We start from the raw sequence: 16734 nt of genomic DNA, 5'->3' as shown, positions 1-16734 counted from the left end.
AGAAAGCAACGCCAGCGCGTCCTCGGTTCCAAGACCGGTCACCGTCTGCACCGGCAACCCGCAAAGCGCCCGGACGCCACCGGCCCGCGAAGCGCGAACAGCAACGCCACCGGGCTGTCGCCGACGCGGCGGGCGACGAACGCCAGCACCTGCGCCGAGGCATCATCGATCCAGTCCGTGTCGTCGACCACACAGACGATCGGCCGTTCACGCGCCGCACCGGTCAGCAGGCCCAGCACCGCCAGGCCGACCCGGAATCGATCGGGCGCCGCACCCTCGCGGACCGCGAAAGCCACCTCCAGCGCCGCGCGCTGCGGGCCCGGCAGGCTGTCCAACCCGTCCAGCAGCGGAACACACAACTCATGCAACGCCGTGAACGGAAGCTCGGTCTCGAACTCGCGGCCCGCCGCATCCAGGCGACGCGCCTGCGGTATCGCTTCGAGCGCCTGCTCCAACAGCGCGGTCTTCCCGATAGCGGCCTCACCGCAGACGACCATCGCCCCGCCCTGCCCGGCGCCCACTGCCCGCAAAAGATCCTCGACGGCCGAGAGCTCCACCTCCCGCGGCCGGAAGCGCTGCCACCGAGACCGGCTCCGAGCGCTTGCCCTCATGGGAGAGGTCCTGGCCGCGGACGGGCAGGCGCCAAGATCGGATTGTGAAGCTTGTCGGCCTTGAGCGCGGGAACGACGGTTATCACCTAATTACCGTGAAGTGGGGGCAACTGTTTCAGCACAACACGACCGCGGCGAGAGATCATCAGCCGAATAGGTTGTGGTCCAGGACGCGTCGCTTGGCCTGCCCGTTCATCTGCGCCGGCCGGGGTTTCGGCCCCGGGGCTCAGGGTTGCGTGCGGGGCAGCAGGATCCGGAACGTGGCCCCCTCACCGGGCGCGGTATCGACCTCCACGCGGCCGCCATGCGCCGTCACCAGGGAGTCGACGATGGCCAGGCCCAGGCCCGCCCCGCCTCCCTCGGCCCGGGTGCGGGCGCCGTCGGCGCGGTAGAAGCGCTCGAAGACCTGGTCGGCCTGGGCTCTGGTCATCCCGGGCCCGTCGTCGTGGAGTTCGAGGACGGCGGGCCCGTTCTCGGTGCCGACGCCGATGCGGACCGGGGTGCCCGGCGGGGTGTGGGCGACGGCGTTGCCGACGAGGTTGGTGGTGACCTGCCGGAGTCTGGCCTCGTCACCGAGGACGGGAGCGTCGCCGGGCGGTCCGCCGCTGGGGCCGGTGAGGGTGACGGGGCGATGCGGGTCGAGGGCGCGCAGGTCGTGGAGGGCGTCGGCGGCCAGCGTGCGCAGATCCATGGGGGTGAGGTACAGGGGGAGGTCCGTGGTGGCGCCGTGCTCGTCGAGGTGGGCGAGGAGCAGCAGGTCCTCCACCAGATCGACCAGCCTGGCGGCCTCGCGTTCGATCCTGCCCATCGAGGCGTCGACGTCCTCCCGTTCGGGCATGCCGCCCATCCGGTAGAGCTCGGTGAACCCCTTGCCAGCAGCCGTCCGCGGAGCGAGAGCCGCCGGAGCCTGCGCCCGATGCCCGCGCCCCTCACGGCCGTGGCCTGCGCAGTACGTAGCCGGTACCCCGCACCGTCTGGATCAGCTTCGGCTCGGCTAGGTCCACCTTGCGAGCGCGGCGTACCGTAGCGAGCCGGGGCGGTCGTCGGCCAGGGTCGCGCCCAGCTCCGTGATCTCGACCTGGTCACCGTCGGTGCGGAACACGCCGAGCGTGGCGAGGAAACGAATGATCCGCCCCAGCGCATCGGCGTTGGCGTTCGTCTCGGCGGCGAGCTGATCGATCGTCTGCGGGCCGTTGCCCAGGATGGTGGCGAGGTCGAGCTTGGCCGCCACGTAAAGGGCCTGCGAGACCTGGAATCCCGCCATCAATTGCAGCATCTGAATCGGCGCGGGAATCTGCGGCGGCGTGTTATCGGTGGTGTTCATGAGATGGTCTCCGGTCGCTGGCGCGGTAAGAACGAAGCCGCCCGAGGACAGCACGATCGCGGTGGGCGATCATCAGGCGAAAGAGTTTCGGTGTCACAGTTCTTTGTGGTAGATGATGAAATCGCAGGGAGTCGCCAGCTGCGGCGCCAGATCGGGATACTGCTCTTCGAAGGCCCCCTTCCGGACGACCTTGTAGCCCGCCCGGCTGTTCCAGCCGGCCATGACCTTCTTGGAAGCCTGATCCCAGTCGCGGGGGACGAGGAGCTCGATCTGCAACGTGGCGATTCCCTGGCTGCGCAGCAGGTCGGCGACGAACCGCCGGAGTTCCCGGGCGATTCCCAGGTTGCGGTACTCGGGATCGACGGCGAGCATGCCCGTCTCGCCGGTCCGGGAGTCGAGGTGCCGCACGCGGATGGCGCCGACCACGGCACCGTCGACCCGTGCGACGACGATCTGCCCCGCCTGGGCGAGTTCGGTGATCTCCTCGGTGCTGGTGCGCGTCGCGCCGGGAAGCCACTGCCCCTTCTCGGCGGCGGCGTACACCCGATTGATCAGGTCAGCGAGGTGCCGCATGGTGTCGGCGTCCTCACTCACTTCTTCAGGGAGCACCTGGATATCGAGAGACGGCGAGGAGGCCGCCGATACTCCCTTCTCCTTGACGGGCGCCGCGGGCCCCTCGCCGACCTCGAGGCCTGGCTCACGACGGGTCGGACAGTCGTTCGCGCACTGCCACTTCGCCTCGAACCAATTCCACCAGCAGCGTTTCGCGTGCCGCCGGTCCTCGAGTCGCCAGGGACGGGGTGTAAGACTCACGGTCAGTTGAATCCTCTCGTTTCGGCTTGAGGTGAAGCAGCCGCCGGTGCAGGGGGCACGCCGGGAGGAGCGTCGAACTGGGCTCCGGGCCGCTCGTAAGGCGTCTTGTGCAGGCCGGGGACCCATAAAGTATTGGATCGTCTGCCACAGGTCCCCGGTAGCCATGAAAAGGTTCTCCTGCGAAGTCATCGCTGTCGAAACGGGCCATACACCACAGATGGTCCAGCGTGCCCGGCCGGTCGCCCAGGTGGGCATCATCGATGACGTCCGCCGCAGAGTGGGGTGTCCAACCGCGGGTCCGTGGGCAGGATCGTGCAGCCGCGCGGCGGCATGCGGTGTCCAGCCATGACGGTTTGTCCCCCGGTAACGTCAAAGTGGCGTGAAGCCGTACTAGGACAGCACGACCACAGCCGGCGATCATCAGCCGAAAAGGTTGCGATCCGGTTTCCGGAGGATCGCGGGGCGAGTCGTGTTCCCTTTGACCGCTGCTGGCCATTTGGGAACTTTGGGATTGTCCGTCCCTCCTTGCAGATCTACGTTCCGGCCGGGCGCGGGTCTCGCGCCCTTCAGGCGACGGAGCCTGATCGGAGGTAGGGATGCGGAAACGTGGTGCCCTGAGCCTGGTCGCCGTCGGCGGCCTGCTCATCGGCGGGCTGACCTTGCTCACGCCGGGCGCGAATGCCGAGCCGTTCGGCTACGCCAAGCTCAGCGCGGTGCAGAAACGACATGTCTCGGGAGCGTTGGCCGAGGCCCTCGGCCCCCAGCGGTTGAGTAAGAACGCGGTCACCGCCCCGAAGGCGACGGCCGAGTCCGGCTGTTACGGGAACCGCGGCGGCAACGTCAAGGTGAACCAGAACTGCTCGAACGTCTCCGACCCCGAACTGGCCGGACGAGGACAGGCGCAGAACGAGACGTGGGTCGCGGTCAACCCGAACAACCCGAAACAGCTCATCTCGACGTACAACGACTATCGGCGCGGAGATGGGACCTGCGGCGTCTCGTACTCACGCGACGGCGGCCGAGTGTGGACGGACGCGACCACGCCGAACGGGTTCGTCCGTGGCACGGCCTTCGGCGGCAAACCGCGCGAGTACTTCCAGTCCAGCGGAGACACCTCGGTGGCCTGGGACACGCGCGGGAACGCCTACCTGTCGTGCCAGGAGTTCAAGCGCGGCAACGCCGTCTCACCGGACGCGGACCAGTCCAGCGGCTTCTACGTCTACCGTTCGACCGGATCCGGTGGGGCGTCGTTCAACTTCGCCGGCCGCCCGGTGGCCGAGCACGATGACACCGCCGGCGCGGGGAACTTCCTGCTCGACAAGCAGCTCATCACCGTCGACGACCACGTCCGCAGCCCGTACCGGGATCGCGTCTACGTCACCTGGACGACCTATCCCGAGGACGGCACCGCCTACATCTATGAGGCCTACTCCAGCGACTACGGCGAGCACTTCAGCGCGCCCGTCCTGGTCAGTTCCGACTCGGCGCTGTGCCCGCAGGGTTACGGCATCCCCACACCGCACGGGCGCTGCAATGACAACCAGTTCTCCCAGCCGGTGACCGCCGCGGACGGGAGCCTGTACGTCGCGTGGGCGAACTACAACACCACGAACCCAGGCAAGGACAATCGCTTCCAGGTCCTGCTCGCCCGCTCGGTCGATGGCGGCAAGACCTTCTCCGCCCCCGTCAAGGCCACCGACTACTACGACCTGCCCGACTGCGACACCTACCAGGGCGACGGCAAGGACCCCGGCCGTGACTGCGTACCGGAAAAGGGAGCCGGGACCAACTCGGTGTTCCGCGCCACCAACTATCCCAACGTCACGGTCGACCCGGCCGACCCCAAGCGCGTGGTCGTCACCACCGGCTCGTACATCAACCGCGATTCCAACGAGGCAGGCGGCTGCACACCCGCCGGACTCACCCCTGCCGCAGAGGGGCTGGGCAGCCTGTACGACGGCGTCAAGACCGGCGGATGCAACAACGGCATCGTGATCTCCAGCTCCACCAACGGTGGCGCCTCGTTCACCGGCACCGCCACCGACGTACGGAAAATGCCCGTCATCGGCGACAACACGGCACAAGGCCGCAGCGACCAGTACTGGCAGGGCACCGTCTTCAGCCCCCGCGGCACGCTCGTGACCGCCTACTACGACCGGCAGTACGGCTCGGACGAGTCCACCGGCTTCTCCGACATCACCGTGACCACGTCCACGGATCTGACCCACTTCGCCAGCAGGCGGGTGACGTCCTCCAGCATGCCGCCGCCGAGCCAGTTCAACGGCCAGTTCTACGGCGACTACATCATGGTCGACGCCACCGCCACGACCGCCTACCCGGTCTGGTCCGACACCCGCAACGCCGCCCTGTTCCTGTGCCCCGGCACCGGCACCACCGGCACCCCGCCACAGCTGTGCAACGCCTCGGCGGCCAACGCCTCCATCGCCAACGACGAAGACATCTACGCCGCCGCAGTCCCGATCCACTGACCACGCAGCCGGGCGGGGCCACGCGTCCCGCCCGGGGCTGTGGTCACCACACGTCCTGAACGGGGCCTCTTACCAAATCGCGGGAGAGAAGCGAGCCAGCCGCCGGATCCTTGGGCAGCGGCTCCATCCCCGGCGGAACCTGTCCCAGCGTCGGGGCGGGTGGACACGTCTGCGGCGGCGGATACGGCGCGCTGTGCCGTATGTACGGCCTGACCGTCGACCACCTGTACGCGGTCGAGGTGGTAGTGGTGGACCGGTCGGGCAAGGCCAGAAGCGTGGTCGCCACCCGGGAACCGTCAGATCCCAACCGGGACCTGTGGTGGGCGCACACCGGAGGCGGGGGCGGCGACTTCGGGATCGTCACCCGCTACTGGTTCCGCTCCCCCGACGCCCAGGGCACCGACCCCGGCCGGCTTCTGCCCCGGCCGCCTTCCACCGTCCTGAGCTACTCCCTGGACTGGCCATGGGCGGAGCTCGACCAGGACTCGTTCGTCAGACTGATGCGCAACTATGGGGAATGGGGCGAGCGCAACTCGGCGCCCGGCTCCCCCCGCGGCCGCCCTCTACGGCGAGTTCGCCCTCTCCGGCAAGGCCAGCGAGACCATCGGCATCTCCGGTCAAGTAGCCGCCGACAGCGGTGCGGAGCGGCTACTCGACGGCCTGGTGAGCACGCTCGGCCGCGGCGTAGGCGCACGGCCGGTGCGGCAGTCGTCCACCCTGCCCTGGCTCGCCTCGGCGACGCAGGCGATCAACGACCCCACACCCTTCGACCGCCGCCTCAAGCTGAAGTCGGGGTATCGACGCCGCCGCTTCACCGACCAGCAGATCGCCACCGCCTACCGCTACCTCACCGGGGCCGAGCACAACGATCCGTCCGGTCACTTGTTCATCAACACGTACGGCGGGCGCGTCAACGCCGTCTCCCCCGGCACGACCGCGATGCCGCACCGCGACTCGATCTTCCTGATCGGCTTCCTCGCCGGCTGGCAGGACGCGGCCGAGGACTCCCGGCACCTGACGTGGATCCGAGAGCTCTACCACGACTTCTACGCCGCCGACGGCGGTGTTCCGGCCGGCGAGGACGACGACGGCGCGTTCATCAACTATGCGGACGCGGACCTGGCCGATCCTCGGTACAACACGTCGGCCCCTCCATGGCACGCCCTCTATTACAAGGGCGATTACGTACGGCTCCAGCAGGTCAAGCGCCGCTGGGATCCACGCGACGTGTTCCGCCACGCGCTATCGATCCGCCCCACCTGAACACCACGGCAGAGCGCATTTGGCAGGTCGTGGGTCGATCATGAGCCGATTGCCGGACGGCGCACGGGTGATTCCCCAGATCAGGCCATACGTCCGATCGAAGCGAGATCAATTAATCAATTGCTCCCCACCCCGGCCGACTCGGGAAGACGCCGACCGTTGCAGATCGCACGACATCGAGCGAGAGGCCCCAGAGCAACGACCACGGCCGCGACACCTTCGGGCTGTATCGCTTGGCACACTTCCGAGCAGAGAAGGTCCCGACCGCATGGTGCTTGTTTTGTCAGTGGTGCGGGGAATCATCAGTGGTATGTGCAAGGACGACCGGTCCGCATTGAGATGCCCGAGCTGTCACGCGTCGCTCGTGCTCGCCGCCGCCGACGGCGGTCCCCCGCCGGTGCTGGTTCCCCGGGAGCCGCCGCATCCGCCACCGGTGCAGGAGGTGCTGGCCCAGTACGCGGGCCGGGTCGTCGATCCGGCGACCGCCCGCAGCGGTGCCGCCCAGGTTCGCGCCGGCTTGGCCGCGGCCCGCAGCGCGGCGGCCGAGCGTCGCGCTCGACAGGCCGAGGCCCGGCGTGCCGCGCCCGGCGTCCGAGGCGTTCCGCACCGGGCGGCGTGACGATGCCGCCGTGAGGGGCCGGCGTCGCGTGGACGTACGTCCGCGGCCTTGCCCGCCTTGATCGTCCTGCGGGGCAAGCCTCATCGGGCGTCCCCGCGGGACGGCGAGTCTCGATCCAGGTAGTCGATGAGGGGTTTCTCCCGGTTTCAGGTAGCCGCACCCTCGGCACGCTGGATGGTGACGGGAGCCAAGCCTGCCCTCCTCCCCCGGCCCCCCTTTGATCGGGGCCCGGCGTTCCCCCTGCACGCCGGGCCCCGATGGGCGCGGGCGTCCGCGTTCCCAGCCCGGTGCACCCGTCGGCCGGCCGCCTGCGCATCGTCCACGTGGAACCTCCTCAGTACGGGCGTGCCGGGACCGGGTCAGTAGGCGTACGGCCAGCCCGCCGAGTCGAAGCCGAGGTAGTTGATGCCGAGCTTTGAAGCGCCGCCCGCGTTGGCGTCGTAGTAGTGGTAGACGAGCAGGTCGTGGTCGGTGTCGTGGTAGACCATCTGGCCGCCCGGGCCGATATAGCTCCCGTGCGAGGCGAGCACCGCGGTCCCGCCACCGCTCATCAGCGACGTCCCGTTCCGGTCGTAGTACGGGCCGGTGATGCCGGTCGAGCGGCCGACCGCGATCCAGTACGTGCTGTTCACGCCGCGGCAGCACAGGCCGCGCGAGGTGAACAGGTAGTAGTAGCCGCCGTGGTAGAAGACGTTGGAACCTTCGATGCCGCCCGAGGCGCTGGCCAGGCTGTACCGCGTGGTGTTCCAGGACGCCTGCTTGCCGGTGCTCGGGTCGATCTGAATGAGCTTGATCCCGGTCCACCAGGAGCCGAACGCCAGCCACCAGTTGCCGGAGGCGTCCACCGTGAGGTCGGGGTCGATGGCGTTGTAGTCGCTGCTACTGGAGGACGAATAGACCTTGCCGTAGTCGGTGTACGTGCCCGGGGCACCCGAAGTGCTCCCGGCCAGGCCGATCGCGGAGGTGTTCGAGCCGAAGGTGGAGGCGGCGTAGTACAGCAGATACTTACCGCCGTGGTAGGAGACGTCGGGCGCCCACAGCGCGGCCGGGTCGCCGCCGGTGTAGGCGGCGGCCCAGGAGGCACCGCTGGGCAGTGCCGTCCCGGCGTTGGAGAAGGCGGTCCGGTCGGTCGAGGTGGTCACCGGTAGCCCGGCGCCGGTGGAGAACACGTAGTACCGGCCGGCCGAGGTCCTGGTCAGCGACGGATCGTGCACTCCGGTCACGCCGGTGACCGTACCCGGGTCGGGGTAGGCGAGCGCGGTTCCGGTCATGGTGGTGAAGGCGGCGACGGCGGCCGCCACGGCCAGTCCGGCACGCCGGAGGCGCGTGGTTCGCACCGCGGCGGGCCGGCGGGGGAAGCGGCCTCTGTGCATCGTCGCCCTCCGCGAAGCCACTCGTTCGATATCTCGAACAATGATCGAGACACTGCATCCGCGAAGCTAAGTCGACTCATGAGTCCGGTCAACGGCGCTTTCATCGACTTTCATGCTCGACGTGGTTTCGACGCCGCTCGACACGATCGGTTATCTAAATCGGAAAAAGATGTCATATCCGTACGAAGTGGCACGGCATGGCGATGTGAGTACAGGAGGGCACTCGCCCGACCCAGTAGGGTGTGCGGTCAGGGGACGTATCGGACCGATGCTGATAGAAGAGGCTGCAATGGGAGAAGAGGATTTCACCCACGGCCGGAAGCTGTCGGCCAACATCAACGTCAGCGTCCCGCACCCGTCGCGGGTCTGGAACTACCTGCTGGGCGGCAAGGACAACTTCGCCGTCGACCGCGAGGTGGCCGACCAGATTCGCGTGCTTCTCCCCAGTATCATCGCGTTGGCGCAGGCCGACGAGGCGTTCCGCGGCAGGGCCGTCCAGTACCTCGTCGGCGAGGCCGGCATGCGTCAGTTCCTCGACATCGGCAGCGGCCTGCCCGCTTCCAACAACACGCACCGGATCGCGCAGGCGGTCGCCCCGGAGTCACGCATCGTCTACGGGGACAACGATCACATGGTGCTGACCCACGCCCGCGCCCTGATGACCGGTGGCGCCCCCGGAGTCACCGACTACATCTACGCCGACCTCCACGAACCAGACGAGATCCTGCGTTCCATCGACGGCACGCTCGACCTCAGCCGGCCTGTCGCGCTCATGCTGATGGGCAGATCCCTGATCTTCCTGGACGACGACGCGGCGTTCACCGCGGTCAAGCGGCTGCTGGACGCGGTTCCCGCCGGCAGCCATCTGGTGCTCACCCACTCCACCAACGAGGGCAGCGGCGAGGCGATGAACAACGCCGTACGCCATTGGAACGAGATCGGTGCGAGTGAGGTCACGATGCGCTCCCCACAGCGGCTCGCCGAGTTCTTCGACGGTCTGGACCTCGTGCCGCCGGGCGTCGTGGCGTGCAGCCGCTGGCGTCCCCTTCTCGGCGAGGTTCCTCCGTCGAGCGACCGTGACCAGTTCTGTGGAGTCGGGCGCAAGCCCTGACGAGCCAGAACCCTCGCTCGAAGCCGCCGGCGTGCCGGCCACGGGCGGGCTTTAACGTCGGTTTGACGCCCCTGCAGATTTCCGGGACCTCACAGCAGGTAACCCATTGTGGAACGCACCCCCCAACGGAGGCCGCCGGTTCCACGAGGAGTCAGCTGTGTTGCGTCTGCAGGGGGAGATGGTCCGCGGAGGAACCAGCAAGTGCTGGATCTTCGAACACCAGGATGTCGTGGCGACCGGTGTGGACATCGACACGCTGCTGCTCGCCGCCTTCAACGCCGCCGACCCCCGGCAGATCGACGGCGTCGGCGGTGCCTCCTCCACCACGTCCAAGGCCGCGGTCGTACGGGCGTCCGCCGAGCCCGGCGTCGACGTCGAGTACGCCTTCGCCCAGGTCGGCGTCGGCGACGAGCGCGTGGAGTGGGCCGGCAACTGCGGTAACTGCGCCACCGCCGTGGCGCTCTACGCCCTCCACCGGGGCCTCGTATCGATCACCTCGGACACCACCACCGTCCGCATGATCAACACCAACACCGGGGCCCGGCTCACCGGGACGATCCCCACTCCGGGCCTCGTGCCTCCTGACGAGGGCACGGCGGTGGTTCCCGGTGCGTCCGCGCTCGGTGTTCCGGTGCTGCTCGGGTTCCAGGATCCGGCGGGCTCGGCCACCGGCCATGCCCTGCCCACCGGCCGCCCCCTGGACACCCTGCCCGGACGGGACGGTCCCGTCGAGGCATCGCTCATCGACTCGGGCGCTCCCGTCGCGCTCTTCGACGCCAAGGCGTTCGGTCTCGACGGCAACGAATCCGTCGCCGAATTCGCCGCCGTGGTACCCACGCTCACCGCGCTGCGCCGTGAGGCCGCCCTCGCGATGGGGCTGGCCGGGCCGGACGACCCGGTCAGCCACGCCGTGCCGAAGGTCGGCATCGTCGGTCGCCCGGCCGCGTTCCGCACCACGTGCGGCATGCCGGTCGACCAGGACGAGTACGACCTGGCCGTTCGCATGGTCTCCATGCACGCGCCGCACCCGGCGATCGGCCTCACCTCCGCCATCGCCCTGGCCACCGCGGCCGTGGTCCCCGGCACCCTCGCCCACCGCGTCGCCCGCCCGACCGCCGACGGCACGCTGCGTCTGGGGACTCCCGCAGGCGTGATCACCGCCCGAGCCGTCCCCGCACCGGATGGCGCGTCCCCCACGGTGCTGTTGCATCGCGCCGCTCGGCGCATCGTACGGGCCGAACTCCTCGTTCCCGTTCCGGACGGACGTTCCGAATGAGCCGCAACGGCGCCTACGGGCGTCCTGCCGGCCGAGGGGCGCGGCGGTCCGCGCGCTGGGCGAGTTCGTCCTCGTCGACCAGGGCGAGCATCGGCTTCCCCGGCTCACACAGCATCGTGACGGTGAAGCGGAGCCGGACGTCGTCGCGGTTGTTGCCGTCCTGGTAGTGGATGACGTCGCCGCCCGGTTCCCAGAACGCCTCGCCCGCGCGTACGACCCGCTCCGGCTCGCCTTCGAGCTCGAACCGCATCTCGCCCTCCACCACGTACCCGAAAGCCGGGCCGGCGTGGCGGTGCGGCGGTGCGCCGGGATCGCCGGGCGGGTACTCGATGACCAGGGTCATCGCGTGCGCTCCGTCGGGGATGAACGGCGGCTCTGCCTCCTGCAGCGTGGTGAACGCCGTCTGCCACACGGTCGACCTGGTCTGCTGTGTTCTGTCCGACATGAGAGGTACCCCCTGCGGGATGGTCGTTACTTGGTGGCGGGGATGCGGCCGGGCCAGTCGCTGTAGTGGATCTCGCCGAGGATCGCGTCGTCGCCCGGCACCAGGGATCGCTCGCTCAGTTCGGTGCCGAAGTACCGCGCGTGGGGGTCGGTGACGACCTCGCGCGGGTCGTTCCAGGCTGCCAGGGCGTTCCGGAAGAACTCGTCCATCCGGGACCGATCGGGCCCGCCGGTCTCCACCCGGCCGTTGAGCGGTGCTCCTGCCGCGACGTTGGCGACCACGCGGGCCACGTCGTCGCTCGCCATGGGCTGGAAGGACACCGGGGCTATCCGGACGCTCTCGCCGTCGGTGGCGCCGTCGGCGATGCCGCGGACGAACTCGAAGAACTGCGTGGCGTGCACGATCGAGAACGGGATCGACGAGTCCTCGATCAGCTTTTCCTGCACGAGCTTCGCCCGCATGTAGCCGCTGTCGGGCAGTCGTTCGGTCCCCACGACCGACAGCGCGACGTGGTGCCCGACACCCGCGGCGGCCTCGGCGGCCATCAGGTTGCCGGTGGAGGTCTGGAAGAACGCCAGCACCGGGGCGTCCTCGAAGGAGGGCGAGTTCGACACGTCGACCACCACGGACGCGCCGGTCAGGACCTCGGCCAGGCCTTCGCCGGTGAGGGTGTTGACGCCGGTGCTCGGCGCCGCCGCCACCGCCTCATGACCCTGCTCGCGCAGATTCGCCGCGACCTTGGACCCGATCAGGCCGGTACCGCCGATGACAACGATCTTCATGACATGCCTTCCTGTCCGCCGGGGCATCGCTTGGCACCCGGTCCGCCAGCTAAGACCGGACAGCCCCGCCACCTGTGACAGCCCCCGCGAAAATCCTTCCCTGTGAAATCGAGCAGATCCCAGTCACCTCGAAACGAACATTTTTCAACATCGAAGGGTGTCGATTTCGCGCCTGCCTCAAGGCGGCGGTGCTCGCCAGGTCAGGACGGACCACATCGATGGCGCCACCACCTTGGTGCAGGGGTGTCCGTTCGTCCCCATGGACGCCAAAAGCGGCACGAACCGGCCCTTGACGGCTCTTTTCGCAGGCCTCACACTGCACACACGAAACAGCGCGTTTACACAGCTTTAAACGCGTCCCGCCGGTAAGCGAGGCCCCGAACATGCTCCCTGGCATCCTGCGACTCCTGGCCCGCTCGCGCGCGGCCGTGGCCGCGATCCTGACCCTGACGTTGCTCGGATCAGGCGTCGTCACCGTTTCGGTGGCGAACGCCGCGCCCGTCCCGGCGGCGGCCCCCGCCTCCGCCGCCGGGACGGCGCACTCGGTGACGTACGACGGCTACTCGTTCAAGATCGACGGCAAGCGTACGTACCTGTGGTCGGGCGAGTTCCACTACTTCCGGCTGCCCAACCAGGACCTGTGGCGAGACGTGCTGCAGAAGATGAAGGCTGCCGGCTTCAACGCGGTCTCCCTCTACTTCGACTGGGGCTACCACTCCCCTGCGCCCGGCGTCTACGACTTCACCGGCGTACGCGACGTGGACAAGCTGCTCGACATCGCCGACCAGGTGGGCCTGTACGTGATCGCGCGCCCCGGCCCGTACATCAACGCCGAGGTCGACGGCGGCGGCTTCCCCGGCTGGCTCTCCACCAAGGCCGGCAACACCCGCACCGGCGACCCGAAGTATCTGAAGTACAGCGACGAGTGGCAGACGCGGATCGACCGCATCCTGGCCCGCCACCAGTTCACCGACGGCACCGGACCGGTGATCGAGTACCAAGTGGAGAACGAGTACTACAACGGCAGCGCGGCCGGCCGGGCGTACATGAAGCACCTGGAGAACCAGGCGACGGCCGACGGCATCAAGGTCCCGCTGGTCGGCAACAACAACGGCACGTTCAACGCCGGTGACGCCGCTCTCGACGTGGACGCCGCCGATTCGTACCCGCAGGGCTTCAACTGCTCCAACCCCACCAAGTGGCGCGGCGTGCCGGACATCAGCTACGACCATGTCGCGGGCAAGCCGCTGGCGACCGCGGAGTTCCAGGGCGGCGCCTTCGACCCGTGGGGCGGCCCCGGCTACGACAAGTGCGCCCAGCTGATCAACGACCAGTTCGCCGACGTGTTCTACAAGCAGAACATCGCGGTCGGCGCGACCTCGCAGAGCTTCTACATGACCTACGGCGGCACCAACTGGGGCTGGCTGGGAATGCCGCAGAACTACACCTCCTACGACTACGGCGCCGCGATCCGCGAGACCCGCCAGCTCGATCCCAAGTACGACCAGGACAAGCTGATCGGCTACTTCACCCAGGCCGTCGCGCCCCTCACCAAGACCGACGCGATCGCCGCGACCACCGACAACGCCAAGGTCACCGACACCGCCCGGATGAACACCGACACCGGGACCCAGTTCCACGTCCTGCGGCACACCGACTCCACCGCCACCACCACCGACTCCGCCCACGTGACGCTCGACTTCGGCGCCCACCCCGGATACACCTACGACGACCCCGACGCGGCCGTCCACTACACCGGCACGTGGTCGCACGTCGGCGCCGAGCAGAACTACACCGGCGGCGACTACAAGCACACCGAGTCCTTCTCCAGCACCCAGGGCGACAGCGCCTCGGTCGACTTCACCGGCACCGGCGTGAGGTGGATCAGCAACCTCGACGGCAACCACGGCATCGCCGACGTCTACCTCGACGGCACGAAGGTCAAGACCGTCGACCTGTACGGGGCCGCCAAGCAGAACCAGTCCGTCGCCTACCAGGCCACCGGCCTCACCAACGGACCGCACACGCTCAAGATCGTCGTGACCGGCGACAAGAACGCGGCGGCGTCCGGCACGTTCGTGACGATCGACGCGATCGACGTGCTCACCGGCTCCTCGTCGACGGCGCCGGTGTACACGATCCCGCAGCAGGCGGGCACCGCCCTCACCCTCGCCGGCCGGGAGTCCACGATCATCGTCGCGGGGTACGACCTGGGCGGTAACCAGCTGCGGTACTCCACCTCTCAGGTCATGACCAACGCCACCATCGGCGGCCGGGACATCGCCGTGCTCTACGGCGGCCACGGCTCGAACGGCGAAACCGTCCTGCACTACGCGGCCAAGCCCACCGTGACGGCCACCGGCGGCACCGTCGACTCCACCTGGGACCCGGCAACCGGCGACCTGCGGCTGAACTACCAGCACACCGGCCTGACCCGGGTGCGCATCACCGGCGGCGCCCACCCGCTGCTCCTGCTGCTCGCGGACACCGCCACCGCCAAGACCTTCTGGCGGCGGGACACCGCGGCCGGCCCGGTGCTGGTCCGCGGCACCCACCTGCTACGCGGCGCGGCCACCGACGCCTCCAGGCTCGACCTGACCGGCGACACCGGCACCGACGGCGCCGTCGAGATCTTCTCCACCGCGGGCTCCCTGACCTGGAACGGCCGGCCGGTCACGACCCGGCGAGGCGACGGCGGCAGCCTCACCGGCACCCTGCCCACCGCCGCCCCCATCACCCTGCCCGCGCTGACCGACTGGCGGCACGCCAAGGAGTCGCCCGAGTCCCAGCCCGGGTTCGACGACTCCACCTGGCAGACCGCCGACAAGACCACCACCAACAGCACCACCTCCCCGGGCTCGCTCCCGGTGCTGTTCGCCGACGACTACGGCTTCCACACCGGAAGCACCTGGTACCGCGGCCGGTTCGCCGGCACCGGTAAGGAGACCGGTATCACCCTGAGCAGCCAGAGCGGCGGCGGAGCCGCGGCCTCCTCGGCGTGGCTCAACGGCACCTTCCTCGGCAGCTCGACCACCGACGGTCAGAAGACCTACACCTTCCCGGCCGGAACAGTGCACACCGGAGGCGACAACGTCCTGTCCGTCCTCACCGTGAACATGGGCCACGAGGAGGACTACAACGAGTCCAACGGCAACAAGGCCGCCCGCGGCCTGACCGGCGCCACCCTCACCGGCGACCCGCTGAACACCGTCACCTGGCGGCTGCAGGGTGTACGCGGCGGCGAAACCCCCGTCGACACCGTGCGCGGCCCGCTGGCCACCGGCGGCCTGTACGGCGAGCGGGCCGGCTGGATGCTGCCCGGCTACCCCACCGACACGTGGTCCCCCGTGCGGCTTCCCGCCACCGACACGACCCCCGGCGTCTCCTGGTACACCACCGACGTCGGCCTGAACCTGCCCAAGGGACAGGACACCTCGCTCGGCCTGGCCTTCACCGACAACCCGTCCCGCAAGTACCGCGCCGAGATCTACGTCAACGGCTGGAACATGGGCACCTACGTCAACTACCTCGGGCCCCAGCACAGCTTCCCAATCCCGAACGGCGTACTGAACCCGCACGGGAGCAACCGCATCGCCATCGCCGTGTGGAACCTCGACGGCTCCACCGGCGGCCTCGGCACGGTCGCCCTGACCAACTACGGCAGCTACGCCTCCTCGCTGGCCGTTGCGCAGAACGACAGCCCCCGGTACAGCGGGGCGCGCTACGCCATGCCCGCCGCGCCCGGCGCGCAGGTCGCCCTGCGGGTGCCCGGATCGGCCGGCGCCGGGCAGCACTTCACCGCGACCGCGACGGTCTCCGTACCGGGCGACCAGCCCACGGCCTTCGGTGTGACGGCCAAGCTCGCCGCACCGGACGGCTGGACGATCAGCCCGCAGCCGGCCCCGTCCGGCGCGAAGCGGATCGAACCCGGCGCGTCGGCGACCTTCAGCTGGGACGTCACGGCGCCCGCGACCGTGGACAAGGTCAGCGCGTTCACGGCCACCGCGACCATGGTCCAGCGCGGCCGGTCCGCCACCGTCACCGACGAACGGGTCATCACCGCCGTGCCGCCCGCCCCGCCGACGGGGAAGGACCAGGTCAGCGACCTGCCGTTCATGTCGGCCAGCAACGGATGGGGGCCGGTGGAACGCGACCAGAGCGTCGGCAACACCGCGGCGGGCGACGGCACCCCGCTCAAGCTCGGCGGCACGGTGTACGCCAAGGGCCTGGGCACCAACTCACCCAGCGACGTCCAGGTGTACCTCGCCGGTCAGTGCAGCCGATTCACCGCCACCGTGGGCGTGGACAACGGCGACCCGGGCACGGTCACCTTCTCCGTCATCCTCGACGGCAAGGTGCTCACCACCACTCCGGTGCTGGGCGGGAAATCGACGCCCGTCGACATCGACGTCCCCGTCACCGGCGGCCAGGTCCTCGACCTGTCCGTGGGCGACGGCGGTGACGGCAACGGCAACGACCACGGGGACTGGGTGAACCCGATACTGACCTGCGGCGGCGCCTGACCACCACGGGTGATCCGTTCCCTTCGTGCCCCGCTCTGTCGACTTCGGCGACAGAGCGGGGCACTTCCGTCTTGGCTCTTGCCGGTACCGCTGAGCTCGACGTCG

General features: G+C 69.1%; 13 protein-coding genes. 6 read left to right on the top strand and 7 right to left on the bottom strand.

Translation table 11 applies throughout. The features are described 5' to 3' along the window. Positions 1-38 precede the first annotated feature (38 nt). From AB0I04_RS41400 to AB0I04_RS41385, 4 genes are all read right to left on the bottom strand, one after another. Positions 39-557 carry an ATP-binding protein gene (locus AB0I04_RS41400; protein WP_360897781.1) on the bottom strand — a complete coding sequence of 173 codons (519 nt, stop codon included), beginning with the start codon at positions 555-557 and terminating at the stop codon, positions 39-41. Between the two features lie 280 nt (positions 558-837). Further along, entirely contained in the window at positions 838-1449 is a 612-nt protein-coding gene (locus tag AB0I04_RS41395; protein ID WP_360897779.1) for a HAMP domain-containing sensor histidine kinase, read from the bottom strand. 156 nt (positions 1450-1605) lie between these two features. Continuing rightward, complete coding sequence (locus AB0I04_RS41390; protein ID WP_360897777.1) at positions 1606-1935, bottom strand: methyltransferase dimerization domain-containing protein; 330 nt, start codon at positions 1933-1935, stop codon at positions 1606-1608. 93 nt (positions 1936-2028) lie between these two features. Continuing rightward, entirely contained in the window at positions 2029-2748 is a 720-nt protein-coding gene (locus AB0I04_RS41385; protein ID WP_360897775.1) for a GNAT family N-acetyltransferase, read from the bottom strand. Between the two features lie 596 nt (positions 2749-3344). On the opposite strand from AB0I04_RS41385, the gene AB0I04_RS41380 reads away from it, so the two are divergent. From AB0I04_RS41380 to AB0I04_RS41370, 3 genes are all read left to right on the top strand, one after another. Next, on the top strand, positions 3345-5237 hold the full coding sequence (locus AB0I04_RS41380) for a sialidase family protein (protein WP_360897773.1): 1893 nt from the start codon (positions 3345-3347) through the stop codon (positions 5235-5237). Between the two features lie 510 nt (positions 5238-5747). Continuing rightward, positions 5748-6500: a BBE domain-containing protein gene (locus AB0I04_RS41375; RefSeq protein ID WP_360897771.1), complete on the top strand. Its 753-nt coding sequence runs from the start codon at positions 5748-5750 to the stop codon at positions 6498-6500. 310 nt (positions 6501-6810) lie between these two features. Continuing rightward, complete coding sequence (locus AB0I04_RS41370; protein WP_360897769.1) at positions 6811-7119, top strand: hypothetical protein; 309 nt, start codon at positions 6811-6813, stop codon at positions 7117-7119. Between the two features lie 359 nt (positions 7120-7478). On the opposite strand, the gene AB0I04_RS41365 is transcribed toward AB0I04_RS41370, so the two are convergent. Then, on the bottom strand, positions 7479-8492 hold the full coding sequence (locus tag AB0I04_RS41365) for an arabinan endo-1,5-alpha-L-arabinosidase (RefSeq protein ID WP_360897767.1): 1014 nt from the start codon (positions 8490-8492) through the stop codon (positions 7479-7481). A 289-nt stretch (positions 8493-8781) separates the two neighbouring features. Here AB0I04_RS41365 and AB0I04_RS41360 point away from each other — a divergent pair, with 289 nt between their 5' ends. Together AB0I04_RS41360 and AB0I04_RS41355 are read left to right on the top strand one after the other, a co-directional pair. Then, positions 8782-9603 carry an SAM-dependent methyltransferase gene (locus AB0I04_RS41360; RefSeq protein ID WP_360897765.1) on the top strand — a complete coding sequence of 274 codons (822 nt, stop codon included), beginning with the start codon at positions 8782-8784 and terminating at the stop codon, positions 9601-9603. Positions 9604-9760: 157 nt separating this feature from the next. Then, a complete protein-coding gene (locus AB0I04_RS41355; RefSeq protein ID WP_360897763.1) occupies positions 9761-10879 on the top strand; it encodes a PrpF domain-containing protein in 1119 nt (372 codons plus the stop codon). A 13-nt stretch (positions 10880-10892) separates the two neighbouring features. Here AB0I04_RS41355 and AB0I04_RS41350 read toward each other — a convergent pair whose 3' ends face one another. Together AB0I04_RS41350 and AB0I04_RS41345 are read right to left on the bottom strand one after the other, a co-directional pair. Further along, complete coding sequence (locus tag AB0I04_RS41350; RefSeq protein ID WP_360897761.1) at positions 10893-11324, bottom strand: cupin domain-containing protein; 432 nt, start codon at positions 11322-11324, stop codon at positions 10893-10895. Between the two features lie 26 nt (positions 11325-11350). After that, on the bottom strand, positions 11351-12106 hold the full coding sequence (locus AB0I04_RS41345) for an SDR family oxidoreductase (protein ID WP_360897759.1): 756 nt from the start codon (positions 12104-12106) through the stop codon (positions 11351-11353). 383 nt (positions 12107-12489) lie between these two features. Between AB0I04_RS41345 and AB0I04_RS41340 the strand changes: the two genes are divergently transcribed. Next, positions 12490-16629, top strand: coding sequence for a beta-galactosidase (locus AB0I04_RS41340; RefSeq protein WP_360897757.1), 4140 nt, complete (start codon positions 12490-12492; stop codon positions 16627-16629). The last annotated feature ends 105 nt before the right edge of the window (positions 16630-16734 follow it).

Source organism: Actinoallomurus sp. NPDC050550 (assembly GCF_040655075.1).
Classification (GTDB): Bacteria; Actinomycetota; Actinomycetes; order Streptosporangiales; family Streptosporangiaceae; genus Actinoallomurus.
Note: the sequence above shows the minus strand (reverse complement) of the source record. Positions and strands in the feature narration are given on the sequence as shown.